Below are 15,846 nucleotides of genomic sequence, written 5' to 3' on the forward strand. Positions count from 1 at the left end.
GTCATCGTGCAGTAGGGAAGGAAAGTGGGAAGACTAATCATATTGAACGCTTTAATAATACAATGCGTCAAAGAATTTCTCGTTTGGTTAGAAAAACTTTATCCTTCTCTAAGAAGCTAGATAACCATATTGGTGCTATCTGGTATTTTATTCATCATTATAATTCTTGTTGTAGCGCCTAAATTTATTATCACTACATATTTACCACTACCAATTTTTTTACAAAACCCAAACCAATACCCTGGCTGGCTCCCACAATCAATGCGTTGACAGGATTAATTTCATCGATAAAAGACATATGAATTTAGGTTACTTGTGGAGGTATTTCATATTCGTAGCGAGAGACCAAATAAGCACCAACTTGTCTGTCGCTGTGATGACGGAAACCAAAGTTTTCATATATTGCTCTTAGGCGCCGACGCGAAGCCTTACAATCTAGACGTAAATAATGTTTACCAAGTATTTGTGCATGTTCGACTGCCCAAGTAAGCAGTGCTGAAGAGACTTTACCACCAGAATAACGCCGTCGAACTGCAAGGCGATGTACAAATGCTGACTCCTCCTGAGAAATGTCGGGCCAGAAACGTAAATCCTCAAGCTGAAACTTGATTGTACCAGCTGGTTCACCTGCCCATTCAGCAATGAAAAACAAGCCGTTAGCAACATCTTCGGAGATACTTTCTGGCGAAATCGCGCTATCAGGCCACAGAGGCATACCACACTCCTGGAGCCACAAAGCTGCTTCTAACAACACATCCGAAACTATCACCGTATCTTGTCTGGTTGCTTGGCGAATTGAGATGTACATTTAGTTATCAATTGTAGGTTGAGTTGAAAAATAGCGAAACTTCACAAAGATTAGTATAAATGTTGGGTTACATTTCGCTTTTGCCAATGTAATGCCGTGTGCAATTTTCTCTCAAACCTAACCCTCAACCCTTTCCCTACTAGCGTTGGGCAGTAAGAATCAAAGCCTCTCAGGAATGGGGAAGCTAGTGCGTTGCGGTGAGGCAGTCCAGTCTTGGGGGTTTCCCCCATGAGGAATTGCCGTTAGCGTAGCGTTAGCGAGTCCGCGAGCGTCACCCGTTCGCGTAGCGTCTCTGACAGGAGAAGGGGGGTTCCCGTCGTTGTAGCAACTGGCGTGAGAGGAATAGAAGCGGGGTTTCAAAGATAATTTACACATCGCGTAATGTACGCTTTATTTACCAATACAAAACTTACTAAATATTCTATCTAAAACTGATTCTGTAACCTCTTCTCCGGTAATTTCTCCTAATGCTTGAATCGCACCTCGTAAGTCAATTGTCCAAAAATCAAGAGGTAACTGCTCGGCAATTGTTACTTGTACCTGTTCCAAAGATATTTTAGCTTGAGTTAAGGCTGCTGCTTGCCTTTGATTAATAGCTAAATCCATATCAGCCGCTTGGAGTTTTTCTAATTTAACCATTTCTAAAATTGCTGTTTCTAAACCATCAATACCTTGATTTTTAGCTGCTGCTGTGACAATTTTAGATTTTAGATTTGGGAGTTCGACTTCTCTCAGTTGAACGATTTGGGATTGAAGAGTTTTTCTTTCACCTTCTTCAACTAAATCGATTTTGTTAATCACTAGAATCAATGGACGGTGTTGCACTTGTTCGTAAATTTCTCGATCGCCTTCTGTCCACCCAGATGAAGCGTCGATGGTAAGCAAGACTAAATCAGCTGCATTGGCGGCACGACGCGCTCGCTCGACACCAATTTTTTCCACTTGGTCTGTTGTTTCCCGAATCCCCGCAGTATCTAGCACTTGCACGGGAATTCCCCCGACAACTAACTGCGATTCCACCACATCGCGGGTTGTGCCTGGTAAATCAGTCACAATGGCGCGATCGCTCCGGCTCCAAGCATTCAATAAGCTGGACTTCCCCACATTCGGACGCCCAACAATTGCCACTTTTAAACCAGTCCGTAGCAACTCACCTTTGTCTTTGGTTTCTATTAACCTAGTGATTTCTGTAGCAATTTTCTCGATTTCTGATATAATTGCTTTATCATCCAACGGAGGCAAGTCTTCCTCAAAATCGATTCGAGCTTCGATTTCTGCCAAGATATCCAAACAGTTAGCGCGTAACTGCCGGATTGGATGAGCTAATTTTCCCTGTAAACCAGCTAAAGCAGTTTGGGCAGCTTGGGGCGATCGCGCTCCCACTAAATCAGCAATACCTTCGGCTTGAGTTAAATCCAATCGTCCATTCAAAAAGGCGCGGAGAGTAAATTCTCCCGGTTGCGCTAGTCTTGCGCCATTTTCCAAACACAGTTGTAACACTTGCTGCACTGCCATAATTCCGCCGTGGCAATGGAATTCCACTACATCTTCACGGGTGTAAGAACGGGGTGCTTTCATAATTAGCAACAGAGCTTCATCTACCAGTTGTTGCGTTTGAGGATGGCGAATGTAACCGTAGAGAATCCGGTGACTTTCCCAAACTTGTTGCCCTGGTGCGTGAAAGAGAGTTTGAGCTAAAGCCATTGCTTGGGAACCCGACACCCGCACAATGCCAACGCTACCCTGTTGGGGGACAACAGCAGTTGCGATCGCAGCGATGGTTCCAGTAGTGGCAAAAACTTCTGACATGAGCGCCCTTCATAAGAGTGAGAAGTGAAAGTTAGGAGTGAGGAGTAAAAATCATAACTCATAACTATAACTTTCTAAATGGTAGATATTTAGACTAATGAGATGGCAACTTGCAAGGTAAAATTTACCTTGGAGAGTAATGCCTGATAGTAAAGAGTGAAAATCATAACTCATAACTTTTAGAGAGGAATTTACTGTGGAGCAAAAAATTAACTGCGCCCAAGCTTGCGTTAACGGTTGTGTTTTAGGGAATCAATGCCCCAATATCGAGTTTAGAGAGGCCGCTGCAAAGTTTATTCAAGAGACTCCCTTAGACCAAATGTTGGAGTTGGCACAAGAACGTCTGCGGAAAAAAATGACGGAACCGCCAAAATGGGTTTTTCCTGAAGATCCATAGCATTGGCACCAACAGGTACAAGCAAGACAGCGCGGAGGTTAAATAGTATCAGGATCTATATTTAATTCTCGCAGTTTTGCCGCCAAGCGATCGCTGCGTTGATGACAACTTTACAACTAAGTCTCAACTAAGGATTTACGCCTTGGCGATCGCTTCTGACCGATATTCTGCTAACTAGGCTTCACTGATAGTTTTTGCAACTTATCTGAGACATCCTAAAGCACATTCCCCAGAAATCACAGTAACTCCGCAGGGGTGAGTGCCCGTTCCACGCCTAATATCTTCTGAACGATTGCGACCCCCTTGAACCACTAACGCTTCATCTGGAATTCTCTCACTGAGTCATTATGAGGTGAATCGCCAGACTTTTTAACTAACGGGACTTAAATATTTTTGAGGGGAAAACAAGCCTAAAACTCATGGAGGCTAATTGTTAGTGATGTTGTTTAAATATCTAACCCAATTACTGTTAATTCTGGCGGATATTCAACATTAAACTGGTAATATATCTCTCGCCGCTCTTGGGGTGGAAGAGTTAACTGCCATTCTAAAACCCCCATTTCACCAAGTTGAATTTGTGGGTTGCTGCGACTGAGGCGCACCTTAATTTGCTCGTTGCGGCTAACCGGCAATTGTTCAGTTACTTTCAGATTTACTTCTTTGTCGAGTAAGTTAGTAATTATCAACCGATAACTATAAGTAATGCGGCGCTGGTTGCTAATTAATCTTTTGTCTACCTGACGCTCAACTAAATCGCGCTCAATTTTTAAACCTTCGTCAATTCCTAAATTAAGTTTAAACTCTTGCCCTGGTGCAATATTTTCTAACTGAGTTGTCCCAATAAAAACGTTATCGCGGAAAATATTCGCTTTACCTGGTAACAAAGTCGCACCGTTGGGACTATTTTTCACATTAGCTTGTAAATAAGCAAAGCTTACCAAGCGCGGCATTGCTACATAATCGAAGCTACAAGGATAATCATCGTTGAAAATTGTAGTTTTATGAGGTGCGCCATCACTGGGAATGTTACCACCACCATTCAATTTAAAGGTAACTACACTTCCTTCTTTGGATACTTCTGCTGTCACAGTTTCTGCTGGGATAAGACTATCCTCTGTAACTTCGTCTTGTTCTTGCCAATCCCCTCTGGCAGCAGAAGCAGGCGGTTCTGCTATGCTAGGCAGCAGTGGTGGCTGGGCAGCAAATCGAGATCGTCGTTGTCGCGCTATTTGTGGACGTAGGGTATCAATATACCAGGGTTCAAGTTGGGGCGGGAGTGTACCTAATCCCGGTTTAGCTGTAGAAAGGGTAAGATTTGCACCAATCCAATCTTCGCCACTGCTTTGAGTGATTTCTGCAAGGTAGCTCAGATGCACAATATCGCTGGTAGTGCTAAAGCGCAAGTCATAAAGGGGAGTCCAACTAGCGCGGTTCACTAAGTATGATAGCTCTAATTCAAATTCGCCTTCACCCGTAATTTCAACTGCTATAAGTAAGTTAAAACTCTCTTTCGGATGGGGTGTTTGGATTTTTTGCAATGAGGTGTGGAGTGCTTGCAGTTGTTTATCTAACTCCTGGTGTTGGGTTTTGCACTCTCCAGATGCGATCGCATACTCACTATACTGGCTTCCGAGAAAGTTGAGGAAATCTAAAGTTTCGCTGAGGCTGAGATTTTTCCGAGACAAACTCTGGGAAAAAGGTTCTTCTGTTTTTTCACGTAAGCCAGCGATAAAACTAGACTGCAATGCTAAAGCATCCACTTGAGCTTGTAGATGGCGTTTTTCTGCTTCCAATTGCTGGATTTGCCTGGTCAAATGTGCTACTCGCTCCGCTACAGGTTCAGTAGTGTAAATGCGTTCGCTGCTAACTCCCACCAGGCGCACCCCCACCGTACCTGTACCGCTAACCCTGACAGACTCAGTTTCGAGAGTTGCTGGCACTGGGGTAATTACTAATTCCTGTTCAATTCCTGTTAAATCAACTACACCCCGCCGTGTAACCAGCGCTCTGTCAGTATACACTGTGACAGCTACAATCTCGCTTTGTACTGTTTTGCGCCAAGACGGTATTTCCGGGTTAACCACTGCCAGTTTTCCCCATTTCTAATGATTCTGCTGGTTAATTGTCAATGCTTCCCGGTCTAACCGTCAACCCCTTTAGGTAATTCGTAATTCGTAATTCGTAATTACAAATTACGAATTATTTTACCCGTGAATTGGTTCAAGCATACTAGAAGCAGCAGTATCAGAATTTTGCTTAACAAAATTCTTTGCCGCAGCTAGTAGATACTCATGATAGGCACGAGCGACGATAGATAGCTGCTTGCCAGATGGGTAAACCATGTACCAATTTCGCTGAATAGGAAAGTGTTGTACATCTAAAATGCTAAATTCTGATGCATCTAATAGTAAGGTATGACGAGATAAAACAGAAATTCCTAAACCACCTGCGATCGCTTGTTTAATTGCTTCGTTACTTCCCAATTCTAGCTTGACTTTTACCATCACCCCTTGTTCTTCAAATAGCTTTTGGACGGCACGACGAGTTCCTGAACCTGGTTCCCGCATAATAAAAGGTTCGTTAGACAGACGTTGTATCGGAATATTTTTTTCCTTAGACAACGGATGATTATTCGGTGCAAAGACTATCAAAGGGTTTTCTAAAAATGGTTCACAAGTCACATCTATATTTTCTGGAATTTGACTCATAATATATAAGTCATCCAGATTCTGACTCATCCGTTCCAAAATTTGTTCGTGATTCGTTACTTGCAGCGAGATATCAATCCCTGGATAAAGTTCGCAAAACGGCCCTAACAAACGTGGAATAAAGTATTTTGCTGTTGTAATCACTGCCAAGCGTAATTGTCCCTGTTTTAGCCCTTTTAAATCTGCCACCTTCATTTCATATTGGGCTATATTGTCAAAAATCTGCCGACAAGTGCCAAATAATTCCCGTCCGGCTTCCGTCAGATACAACCGCTTCCCCACTTGCTCAAATAATGGCAACCCTACCGATTTAGTTAGTTGCTTGATCTGCATAGAAACGGTAGGTTGGGTGAGAAACAATTCTTCAGCAGCACGAGTAAAGCTACTGTGCCGTGCCGCCGCCTCGAACACTTTTAACTGGTGCAGCGTCGCTTGGTTCAAGGGTGATTCTCCTGTAAATAGCGATTAATAGATATAAAACTAGTATTGCTGAACACTGGCATAATGATATAGCAATGCTCACAGAAAGTTACGAGTTTTATCATAGATAAAACTCTATTATTTATATTCAAATAAGGTATTTTCTTTATGGATTTAAGAAGCTATTATCAGAACAGCAACAGCGTAAGATGCCTTCCATCTAAATGATGAATGTTGAATGAGGATTTTCCAAAATTCATCATTCATCATTCCATAATTCTTCTTGAACTTTTGTAGGTAGCTTGGTTAAGTCTGGTAATCTTAGTACCTCAATTTCGGCAACTTGTTCTTTAATATTCACTGGCAAGTTTAACGGTTCGCGTTCTTCTATCCAGCAACTTGCTAATGGCAACGTTAGCTCCATTTCGTCCAGAGGTCGAGGAATTACCATCACTGCATTCAATTCCCCAATGCGTTCTGCCTCATACATTCCTGCTTCCACTGCTACCGCCACATTTGCTACGGAACCACGAATAATCGCTGTACACAAACCCGCACCAATTTTTTCATAGGCTGCTAAATGAACATCAGCAGCTTTGAGCATGGCATCACATGCTCCTACCATCGCTGGAAATCCTCGCGTTTCTACCAAACCAATTGCTTGATTACTCAGACGGCTGTAATTGCCCTCCTCCATCAATTTAGTGAAACGAGTTGTGATCGGAAGCACTATATCTAGGTTGGGGTAAGGTCGGGGAATCACCAAACTAGAAACCAACTGGCCAAACTGTTCAGCCGTTTGCACACCAGATTCTACTGCCAGACGCACGTCAGCAATTCCACCGCGGACGATCGCAGTACAATGACCGCTACCAGTTTTTTCATACCCAACTAGATGAACTCCCGCCGATTTCAGCATCATATCCGCCGTCCCAACTATCGCTGGAAAACTGCGGGTAGAAACTAAACCCAAAGCAGTGTCCTGAAAGGTCTCTTGACTACTCGCTCCTTGGATGGTACGAATAGGCCGTTGATTGTATGTTTCCATGTGAATTCTCCAAGATACGGAAAAAGCCGACAACTTACAATTAACACTTACTCGGACGAATTGTCAGAGTTTGGGTCGCTCAAGGATTGTCTATGAGGAAACAATGTGGTCAACAGTCTGCCTATGCTCCCTTGTCCATAAATTTGAGTCCCAAAGCCGTTAGGGGATTCTGGGGCTAGCTGACTGAGGTTTGAGTGATGTTGTGTAGACTCTTGAGTGGCTTCCCCCAAGGTGGAGTCAGCATCATTGGTCGGTTCCTCCACGGGAGGAGACTGACTTTCTGGAGTGGCGGGAGATTTAAAGTAAGAAATTGACTTGTTTTGTTTGAAATCCACAAAAGCCGAAGCTGAGAAGTTAGTTGAGGAAATTACCTTTTCCTTAACTTCACCTAAGCCATTTTGCTCTTCCTTTTGCGGTGGTGCATTTGTAGCCGTAGGGTTATTCGTGGATGGTTCTAGTTGCTTCGTTTGAGCAATTTGGCGACTGGTGTCTCCTAGAATTGAACCCGGTGGTACTACTTGTCCAGGTTCAACTGAATAGTTAAAAACTGTTGTTGCTGAACCAATGCAAGCATTTGCTCCAATTTTGCCCTTGCCAACCATCAAAAAACCGGCTCCCAGGTTTGCGCCTGCTTCTACCTCTAGGGTTCCTTCATGGACTTGGAGAATTGCTCCCATACCAATACAGACCCCTGGCCCAATGATGATCTTGCTGTTTGCAGCCGCTTGGAGTATTACCCCAGGGGCAAATACCGCGCTTGGATGAATAGTCACCTCGCCACTAATGTAAGAATCAAAGTTGTTGCTGAGGCGCAGTGGCGGCACAGACATGGAAATTTTAACCTCGGAAGCCGGAAGAAAATAGAGAGTTAGGAGTTAAAAGTGAGGAGTGAGGAGTTAGTTAAAAGTGAGGAGTTATAAATTTTAAGTTGAGAATTATGAATTAACAATCTTTTTCAATTCCTAACTCCTAACTCCTAACTCCTATAACTCCGAACCGGAGGCGGAGCATCTTTGGCTCCGCTCCTAACTCCTTATGGGCGTTGAATAATCGTTTCCAATACTCGACGCTTGGCTTTGGGGTCAATACCAATTAAGCGCACATATTCCCCTGGATATTCGCCGAGCTGTCCTTCTACGGCTGCGATCGCTTCTCTTTCTGAGGAGGCTTGAATTTGACCACTACTAGTCCAGGAACCAGTACGGAACCGTCGTTGGTCTACATGTTCAATGCTAATTTTAGAGCCACCAGCCAATAATTGCCGGAGTTGGTCTACGACTTCAGTACTTAAACGGGTACTGGTAGCTGTTGCTGTAGCAGTAGCAGCGGATGCACTGCTAGTAAATGATTTCTGACTGCCAGAGGAGGTTACTTGACCATTTGGACGTTGGATAATGGTCTCTAATACCCGCCGTTTGGCTTTGGGGTCTATACCAATTAAGCGGACATATTCCCCTGGATATTCGCTGAGATGCCCTTCTAAGGCTGCGATCGCTTCTCTTTCTGAGGTGGCTTGAATTTGACCAGTACTAGTCCAGGAACCAGTACGGAACCGCCGTTCATCTACATGCTCAATGCTAATTTTATATCCACTACTCAATAATTGTCGGAGCTGTTCTACGACTTCTGTACTCAAGCGAGTACTGGTAGATGTTGCCGTAGCAGAGGCTCCACTGCTAGTAAATGATTTGTGGCTGCCAGAGGAGCTTACTTGACCATTTGGACGTTGGATAATGCTTTCTAATACCCGCCGTTTAGCTTTGGTATCAATGCCGATTAAACGCACATACTCGCCTTGATGGCTTGCTATACATTCTTCCAAGGCGGAGATGACTTGATTTGTGGAAGTTGCTTCAATGGACTTGCAACTAGTCCAGGAACCAGTCCGGAACCGGCGCTCATCTACGTGTTCCATGCCAATTTTGTAACCACTTGCCAAAAGTTGGCGTATTTGTTCTACAGTTTCACCATTAACTTTACCACTGCTAGAACCGTTACCATTACCATTACTGCTGCTATAACTGCTATTACCACGACTAGCAGGAGCTTTAAAGCTGGTAGCTGGTTTAACATCACCATCTGGACGTTGGATGATGGTTTCTAATACGCGCCGTCTACCTTTGTCAATGCCAAATAGCCGGACATACTCGCCACTATGCTCTGTTACACAGCTTTCTAATGCTGCGATCGCTTCACCGATCGATCTCGGTTCAATTGGCTGGCAACTAGTCCAAGAACCTGTGCGGAACCGTCTTTGGTCTACATGTTCCGTACCAATTTTATACCCTTGCTCTAATAGATAGCGCAACTGCTCTATTGTTTCTGCACCCAAGCTATTGCTCGACACTTCACTACTCCTTTCTAGCTCTAAAACAGTAATACCATTACCTGTATAAGATTTAGCGTTTTCATCCCGAATGGGTGCTATACATTTGCTATCCGCAGCACAGAGATAACCAGCTCGCAACGCCTGATTAATCCCAACCACATGATGAGCAAATTCCTTATCTTGATCTTGCACATCTGGCAAGCGATCAGCTTGCTGCTGGCTGGTAATTATCGCTCCCGAAGGTACATACTTACCGGAGGGAATCTCTACATCTTGAATCAAAGCGTGCATCATCACGATGCAACCTGCACCTACCCTGGCATTAAACACCGTAGAGCGAAAGCCAATGAAGGAATTGTCCCCAACATAAGCTGGCCCGTGAATTAGAGCCATGTGGGTAATGCAAGTGTTTTTACCAATCCATACCGAGTATTTATTTTGGTCATCGCCAATTACTCGACCTTGCTCCAACCCATGAATCACCACACCATCTTGAATATTGGTGTTTTCACCAAGATAAAAAGGTGTGCCTTCATCCGCTCTAATCGTAGTCCCCGGAGCAACGATTACATTTGCACCTATTCTTACATCCCCAATAACATTGGAGAATGAATGTACAAAGGCAGTTTCATGGATTTTAGGTTCAGCTAAATTTCTCGACCACGGGGTTGGGGGTGCCGCCGTGTTGCGGACTGCCATCGCCAGATTCCTCCTGTATTAAGTTAGGAGTTAGGAGTTAGGAGTTATTAGTTAAGAGTTATTAGTTAAGAGTTATTAGTTTTAACTTTTCACTCCTCACTTTTCTAACTCTTGACTATCGATTTAAGTTATGAATCATGAGTTATGAATTATGAGTTTTAACTCTTAACTCCTCACTCCTCACTCCTCACTCCTCACTCTTCACTTTTCTAACTCTTGACTATCGATATTGATCTTTTTTGCTGTAAATGAGACGGTCTTCAACGTGAATCGTATCTATGATCGCTACTACTACTGCATCTAATGGCCGTTGTTCATTGCCTATAACTTGACGAGCAGCACTGCCACGACTGACAAGTACCCACTCATCTACTCCTGCTCCCACACTATCTGCTGCTACTTCATATTGTGGGAGGATGTTTCCATCTTCGTCCACTAATTGTAACAACAGCAGTTTGACACCTCTAAGACTTGGGTCTTTTTGCGTGCTAACTACTGTGCCGCGAACTTTAGCGACTTGCATTACAAATTACGGTCTTCTACCGAAAGGACGAATTGCATTCACATTTTCGCGGAACTGCTCTACGTCTTCGGTATAACGAATTGGCAGAACGTATTCCAAGTTTTCGTGAGGACGAGCAATGATATGAGTAGACAGTACTTGTCCACCGTTGACTCGCTTTACAGATTCAACACCTGCGGCCACGGAAGCTTGAACTTCCGAAACGTCACCCCGAACAATCACCGTCACCCGACCACTACCGATTTTTTCATAGCCTACTAAAGTGACGCGGGCAGCTTTCACCATTGCATCAGCAGCTTCTACTACTGCTGGAAAGCCTAGCGTTTCAACCATTCCCACTGCAATTGACATTAGTTTTAATCCCTATTTAAAGTTTTTAGCCTTGGACAAAAGTCATGCTGAATCAGGCAAAGAGCGTTAATTACTTTGTTTAAACAGCTTTTAAGTACGGAATTGTTCCACCGCTTCTGTATAACGTATCGGCAAGACGTATTCCAGGTTTTCGTGAGGACGAGCAATAATGTGAGTGGATAACACTTCACCACCATTAACCCTTTTCGCCGCTTCAACCCCAGCTGCTACAGAAGCTTGCACTTCCGATACATCTCCCCTAACGATCACGGTGACACGAGCGCTACCAATTTTCTCATACCCTACTAAAGTCACACGGGCGGCTTTCACCATCGCATCAGCAGCTTCTACTACTGCTGGAAAGCCCTTCGTTTCAATCATCCCAACTGCAATTGGCATCGCAGAACTCCTACAAAATGAATCTAATCAGTACTGTTGTTTGAAATTTTTGACGGGGAGAGCTTTATCTTAGAGCTAAGAAAACACTTCCAAATTAAGCATAGGAAAGCTTGGCGTCCCTGGCAATATAAATTACTATAATAGTTTATGATAAGAAAGTTTTAAAAAACTTAACAAAAATTTATCTGGGCTTCTGGGCAATTAAAGTTAACTAATTCCTAGAGCGGTCACTTATGCTTTATAATTTCTTTATTACATTAACAAAAGGACATTCATAACTAAGGCTAATCCCATCAGGCGAGGGACAAGCAGAGGCTGTATGTTTTGCTGTGTCTATCTTTCCTCGAAATTTTCTGTATGTACAATGACTAGGTAAAAAATATATAACTTTTTCCAATATATCGTATAAAGTACTTTGCTCAAAGTAGGAATACAAATCTAAAAAGGTCAGCGATGTTAAGACAAGTAAATGCTTTTACTTATGTGAAGTTATATTTTACTTATGTTTAATAGGGTAAGGTTAAGTAAAAGTACTCCCAGTAATTTAGTTAAAACAATAGTTAAAACAACATCGGTGTTTTGGGAAATTAATTTTATTAAATAAATAATAACTGTTTAAAAGCTTTTTTTAAAATCAAGGCTGAGTCGTCAAGGTAAATTTCAATGAATCAATTTCTATTTTCAACAAGTTGGTTTGTGCCTTTTTATAGCTTATTCGGCGCAATTTTGACCTTGCCGTGGGGAATTGGAATAATTCAGCGAACAGGGCCAAGACCTGCGGCATATATCAATTTGTTCACGACGATTTTGGCTTTTGCTCATAGCCTGTTTCTATTTAAAAATATCTGGGATAGAGAACCAGAAAAGTTACTAGTTACGTGGTTCAAAGCTGCTGATTTAGACTTATCTTTTTCCTTAGAAATCTCAGCAGTCAGTATTGGGGCAACAGTTTTAATTACGGGGTTAAGCCTACTGGCACAAGTTTACGCTCTGGGTTACATGGAAAAGGACTGGTCGTTGGCGCGTTTTTTCGCTTTGCTGGGATTTTTTGAAGCGGCGCTGAGTGTTCTAGCCATCAGTGATTCTTTGTTTGTCAGTTATGCGCTTTTGGAAGTCCTAACGCTTTCGACTTATTTGCTGGTGGGGTTTTGGTATGCTCAACCCCTAGTAGTGACAGCGGCGCGGGATGCGTTTTGGACTAAACGGGTGGGAGACTTGTTGCTGCTGATGGGTGTGGTGACACTTTCCACCGTAGCCGGTAGTTTGAACTTTTCGGATTTATATGAGTGGGCGCAAACAGCTAATTTAAGCCCAATAACATCAGCGTTGCTGGGGTTGGCGTTAATTGCTGGGCCTGCTGGTAAATGCGCCCAATTTCCACTGCACCTGTGGTTAGATGAGGCAATGGAAGGGCCTAATCCCGCCTCGGTAATGCGAAACTCACTAGTAGTAGCTGGTGGTGCTTATCTACTGTATAAACTGCAACCATTGTTAGCACTGTCGCCAGTTGCCTTGAATACCTTGGTAGTCATGGGCGCGGTGACAGCGATTGGGGCAACATTAGTATCGCTGGCTCAAATTGACATTAAGCGATCGCTATCTCATTCCACTAGTGCATACATGGGGTTAGTCTTTTTGGCGGTGGGTTTACAGCAAGGGGGTGTGGCCTTGATGTTGCTGTTAACTCATGCGATCGCTAAAGCATTATTATTCATGAGTTCTGGTTCAGTAATCTTGACTACCCAAAGCCAAGACTTAACAGAAATGGGCGGTCTGTGGTCACGGATGCCAGCCACCACCACTGCCTTTGTTGTCGGTTCAGCCGGGATGGTAACACTGTTACCCTTGGGAAGCTTTTGGGCAATGTTATCATGGGCTGACGGTTTTGTGAATACTAGCCCTTGGGTAATTGGGGTTTTAATATTGGTTAATGGCTTGACAGCATTGAACTTGACCAGAGTATTCAGATTAGTCTTTTGGGGGAAACCGCAACAAAAGACCCGTCGTACCCCAGAAGTGGCTTGGCAGATGGCCTTGCCAATGGTGATTCTGACAGTATTGACTCTGCTTCTACCTCTGATGCTACAGCAATGGTACTTGCTACCCGATTGGGAAAGTATTAATTGGTATGTGGCGTTAGCCTTGTTTACTTCTACGATCGTGGGAGTAGGTGTAGGGTGTACAGTTTATCTGCACAAAGCTTGGTCAAGATCCAGAATCTTGGCGTGGAGATTCCTGCAAGACTTGTTAGGTTATGATTTTTATATTGACCGAGTTTATTTTGTAACGGTGGTGAGTGCAGTAGCACTGCTATCTAAAATTTCTGCTTGGAGCGATCGCTACTTGGTTGACGGTTTAGTAAACTTGGTTGGGTTTGCAACAATTCTCGGCGGACAAACTTTAAAGTACAGCATTTCTGGGCAATCTCAGGGCTATATGTTGACCATCCTAGCAGTTGTCAGCGTCCTGGGTTTTTTCATCAGCTGGTCATCGGGTTTACTAGATAAATTGCCTTTTTAACTGAGTTAGGAGTTAGAGACGCGATTAATCGCGTCTGTACAGGAGTTAAAAGTAGAGACGCGATTAATCGCGTCTGTACAAGAGTTAAAAGTAGAGACGCGATTAATCGCGTCTGTACAAGAGTTAAAAGTTATTTTCTCCTCTTGCTTCCCTGCTTCCCTGCTTCCCTGCTTCCCTGCTTCCCTGCTTCCCTGCTTCCCCTTACCTGAATTCTATGCTTAGTGTTTTAATTCTAGTGCCGTTAATCGGCGCAGCTTTAATTGGTTTCTCGCCCTCTGGCATCAGTGGTAAATTCGCTCGTGGGGTGGCTTTGGTCTTTGCCATAATCGCTTCCTTGTGGACAATCCTACTAGCAATTCAGTTCCATCCAGGAGAAATTACTCAACAGTTTGCCGAGTCTCTCCCTTGGATAGATGTTTTAGGCTTGAATTATAACCTTGGGATAGATGGTTTATCTTTGCCGTTGCTACTTTTAAATGGATTGTTAACTTCCATTGCTATTTACAGCAGCGATGAATCCCTACAGCGTCCTAAATTTTATTACTGTTTGATACTATTATTAAGCGCTGGGGTGACTGGAGCCTTTCTGGCACAGGATTTACTGCTATTTTTCCTGTTTTACGAATTGGAACTAATTCCGTTGTATTTGTTGATCGCCATTTGGGGTGGTGCCAAGCGGGGTTATGCTGCTACCAAATTTCTCATTTATACAGCCGTTTCGGGAATCCTGATTTTAGCAAGTTTCCTCGGCATGGTTTGGCTGAGTGGTTCTTCTAACTTTGCACTAGCAACCTTAAACGCTACGACTCTACCTTTAGGGACACAGCTTTTACTACTAGGGGGAATTTTGGTAGGTTTTGGGATTAAAATTCCCTTAGTTCCCTTCCATACTTGGTTGCCAGATGCTCACGTTGAAGCTTCGACACCGATTTCAGTACTGTTGGCTGGGGTGCTGTTAAAGTTGGGAACTTACGGCTTACTGCGATTTGGGATGAACTTGTTACCAGAAGCTTGGGCTTATCTGGCTCCTTGGTTGGCGACTTGGGCAGTGGTAAGTGTGCTGTATGGTTCATCCTGCGCGATCGCTCAAACCGATATGAAAAAAATGGTGGCCTACAGTTCCATTGGACACATGGGTTACGTGCTTTTAGCGGCGGCGGCTGCGACACCTTTAAGTGTGTTGGGTGCTGTGATGCAAATGATTAGCCACGGTTTGATTTCGGCAATGCTGTTTTTGCTGGTGGGGGTTGTGTATAAAAAAACCGGAAGCCGTGATTTAGAAGTCATCCAAGGATTGCTAAACCCAGAACGGGGTATGCCAGTAATTGGTAGCTTGATGATTGTCGGAGTGATGGCCAGCGCTGGTATACCGGGAATGATCGGGTTTATTTCCGAATTCGTAGTTTATCGGGGGAGTTTTCCAGTTTTTCCAATACAAACCCTGCTGTGCATGCTTGGTACAGGTTTAACAGCCGTTTACTTCTTAATTCTCGTCAACCGCGCCTTTTTTGGCCGCCTGTCTGCACAAGTTACCAACTTACCGCGTGTGTATTGGAGCGATCGCGCCCCAGCTGCAATTTTAGCTGTGCTGATTGTGATTTTCGGCATTCAACCTGGTTGGTTAGTGCGCTGGACTGAACCAACAATTACAGCAATGGTGAATACTCAAAACATAGTAGCAACAGTGTCCTTGGATAAGGCAATGAGGGCTGGGGATTAGGGATTACGGACTAGGGATTAGGGACTTGGGGACTGGGAAAGAGTTTTCTTAATGCCCAATGCCCAATGCCCCATGCCCAATGCCCCATGCCCCAATTCCTATATTTTTTGGAGAA

Annotated in this window: 14 protein-coding genes and 1 pseudogene; 4 read left to right on the forward strand and 11 right to left on the reverse strand. The window is 43.7% G+C overall.

What is annotated here, in order from left to right:
* On the forward strand, positions 1-182 hold a 182-nt coding region (locus PUQ00_RS23250; RefSeq protein ID WP_300421312.1), incomplete at its 5' end, for an IS1 family transposase.
* Positions 183-211: 29 nt separating this feature from the next.
* Here PUQ00_RS23250 and PUQ00_RS23255 read toward each other — a convergent pair.
* The 3 genes and pseudogenes from PUQ00_RS23255 to mnmE all read right to left on the reverse strand — a co-directional run.
* Positions 212-298, reverse strand: a pseudogene (locus PUQ00_RS23255) (cell-cell signaling protein); the annotation flags it as partial.
* A 6-nt stretch (positions 299-304) separates the two neighbouring features.
* The gene (locus PUQ00_RS23260; RefSeq protein ID WP_300421314.1) at positions 305-808 is read right to left on the reverse strand and encodes a GNAT family N-acetyltransferase; all 504 of its coding nucleotides are present in this window, start codon (positions 806-808) and stop codon (positions 305-307) included.
* A 390-nt stretch (positions 809-1,198) separates the two neighbouring features.
* The gene (gene mnmE / locus PUQ00_RS23265) at positions 1,199-2,617 is read right to left on the reverse strand and encodes a tRNA uridine-5-carboxymethylaminomethyl(34) synthesis GTPase MnmE (protein WP_300421316.1); all 1,419 of its coding nucleotides are present in this window, start codon (positions 2,615-2,617) and stop codon (positions 1,199-1,201) included.
* A 196-nt stretch (positions 2,618-2,813) separates the two neighbouring features.
* Between mnmE and PUQ00_RS23270 the strand changes: the two genes are divergently transcribed.
* Positions 2,814-3,014, forward strand: coding sequence for a hypothetical protein (locus tag PUQ00_RS23270; protein WP_300421317.1), 201 nt, complete (start codon positions 2,814-2,816; stop codon positions 3,012-3,014).
* A 446-nt stretch (positions 3,015-3,460) separates the two neighbouring features.
* Here PUQ00_RS23270 and PUQ00_RS23275 read toward each other — a convergent pair whose 3' ends face one another.
* The 8 genes from PUQ00_RS23275 to PUQ00_RS23310 all read right to left on the reverse strand — a co-directional run bounded on the left by PUQ00_RS23275 (position 3,461) and on the right by PUQ00_RS23310 (position 11,491).
* A complete protein-coding gene (locus tag PUQ00_RS23275; RefSeq protein WP_300421319.1) occupies positions 3,461-5,098 on the reverse strand; it encodes a mucoidy inhibitor MuiA family protein in 1,638 nt (545 codons plus the stop codon).
* 120 nt (positions 5,099-5,218) lie between these two features.
* A complete protein-coding gene (locus PUQ00_RS23280) occupies positions 5,219-6,163 on the reverse strand; it encodes a LysR family transcriptional regulator (protein WP_300421321.1) in 945 nt (314 codons plus the stop codon).
* A gap of 238 nt (positions 6,164-6,401) precedes the next feature.
* The gene (locus PUQ00_RS23285) at positions 6,402-7,190 is read right to left on the reverse strand and encodes a BMC domain-containing protein (protein WP_300421323.1); all 789 of its coding nucleotides are present in this window, start codon (positions 7,188-7,190) and stop codon (positions 6,402-6,404) included.
* Between the two features lie 47 nt (positions 7,191-7,237).
* Positions 7,238-8,020 (reverse strand): transferase, encoded by a 783-nt coding sequence (locus PUQ00_RS23290; protein WP_300421325.1) that lies wholly within the window; start codon positions 8,018-8,020, stop codon positions 7,238-7,240.
* A 203-nt stretch (positions 8,021-8,223) separates the two neighbouring features.
* Complete coding sequence (locus PUQ00_RS23295) at positions 8,224-10,218, reverse strand: ribulose bisphosphate carboxylase small subunit (RefSeq protein ID WP_300421327.1); 1,995 nt, start codon at positions 10,216-10,218, stop codon at positions 8,224-8,226.
* Between the two features lie 220 nt (positions 10,219-10,438).
* The gene (locus PUQ00_RS23300) at positions 10,439-10,741 is read right to left on the reverse strand and encodes a EutN/CcmL family microcompartment protein (protein ID WP_100899927.1); all 303 of its coding nucleotides are present in this window, start codon (positions 10,739-10,741) and stop codon (positions 10,439-10,441) included.
* A gap of 6 nt (positions 10,742-10,747) precedes the next feature.
* Positions 10,748-11,092: a BMC domain-containing protein gene (locus tag PUQ00_RS23305; protein ID WP_010995041.1), complete on the reverse strand. Its 345-nt coding sequence runs from the start codon at positions 11,090-11,092 to the stop codon at positions 10,748-10,750.
* A 90-nt stretch (positions 11,093-11,182) separates the two neighbouring features.
* Entirely contained in the window at positions 11,183-11,491 is a 309-nt protein-coding gene (locus tag PUQ00_RS23310; RefSeq protein ID WP_190891121.1) for a carbon dioxide-concentrating mechanism protein CcmK, read from the reverse strand.
* A 663-nt stretch (positions 11,492-12,154) separates the two neighbouring features.
* On the opposite strand from PUQ00_RS23310, the gene PUQ00_RS23315 reads away from it, so the two are divergent.
* Complete coding sequence (locus PUQ00_RS23315) at positions 12,155-14,011, forward strand: NAD(P)H-quinone oxidoreductase subunit F (RefSeq protein ID WP_300421333.1); 1,857 nt, start codon at positions 12,155-12,157, stop codon at positions 14,009-14,011.
* Between the two features lie 214 nt (positions 14,012-14,225).
* A complete protein-coding gene (locus tag PUQ00_RS23320) occupies positions 14,226-15,731 on the forward strand; it encodes an NADH-quinone oxidoreductase subunit M (protein ID WP_300421335.1) in 1,506 nt (501 codons plus the stop codon).
* The last annotated feature ends 115 nt before the right edge of the window (positions 15,732-15,846 follow it).

The sequence above is a fragment of the Nostoc sp. S13 genome (assembly GCF_029379315.1).
GTDB lineage: Bacteria > Cyanobacteriota > Cyanobacteriia > Cyanobacteriales > Nostocaceae > Nostoc.

Excerpts from the sequence above, each read along its gene's own strand:
- mnmE (WP_300421316.1), bottom strand. The coding sequence starts at position 2,617 with ATGTCAGAAGTTTTTGCCACTACTGGAACCATCGCTGCGATCGCAACT.
- PUQ00_RS23310 (WP_190891121.1), bottom strand. The coding sequence starts at position 11,491 with ATGCCAATTGCAGTTGGGATGATTGAAACGAAGGGCTTTCCAGCAGTA.
- PUQ00_RS23290 (WP_300421325.1), bottom strand. The coding sequence starts at position 8,020 with ATGTCTGTGCCGCCACTGCGCCTCAGCAACAACTTTGATTCTTACATT.
- PUQ00_RS23315 (WP_300421333.1), top strand. The coding sequence starts at position 12,155 with ATGAATCAATTTCTATTTTCAACAAGTTGGTTTGTGCCTTTTTATAGC.
- PUQ00_RS23300 (WP_100899927.1), bottom strand. The coding sequence starts at position 10,741 with ATGCAAGTCGCTAAAGTTCGCGGCACAGTAGTTAGCACGCAAAAAGAC.
- PUQ00_RS23320 (WP_300421335.1), top strand. The coding sequence starts at position 14,226 with ATGCTTAGTGTTTTAATTCTAGTGCCGTTAATCGGCGCAGCTTTAATT.
- PUQ00_RS23295 (WP_300421327.1), bottom strand. The coding sequence starts at position 10,218 with ATGGCAGTCCGCAACACGGCGGCACCCCCAACCCCGTGGTCGAGAAAT.
- PUQ00_RS23285 (WP_300421323.1), bottom strand. The coding sequence starts at position 7,190 with ATGGAAACATACAATCAACGGCCTATTCGTACCATCCAAGGAGCGAGT.
- PUQ00_RS23260 (WP_300421314.1), bottom strand. The coding sequence starts at position 808 with ATGTACATCTCAATTCGCCAAGCAACCAGACAAGATACGGTGATAGTT.
- PUQ00_RS23305 (WP_010995041.1), bottom strand. The coding sequence starts at position 11,092 with ATGTCAATTGCAGTGGGAATGGTTGAAACGCTAGGCTTTCCAGCAGTA.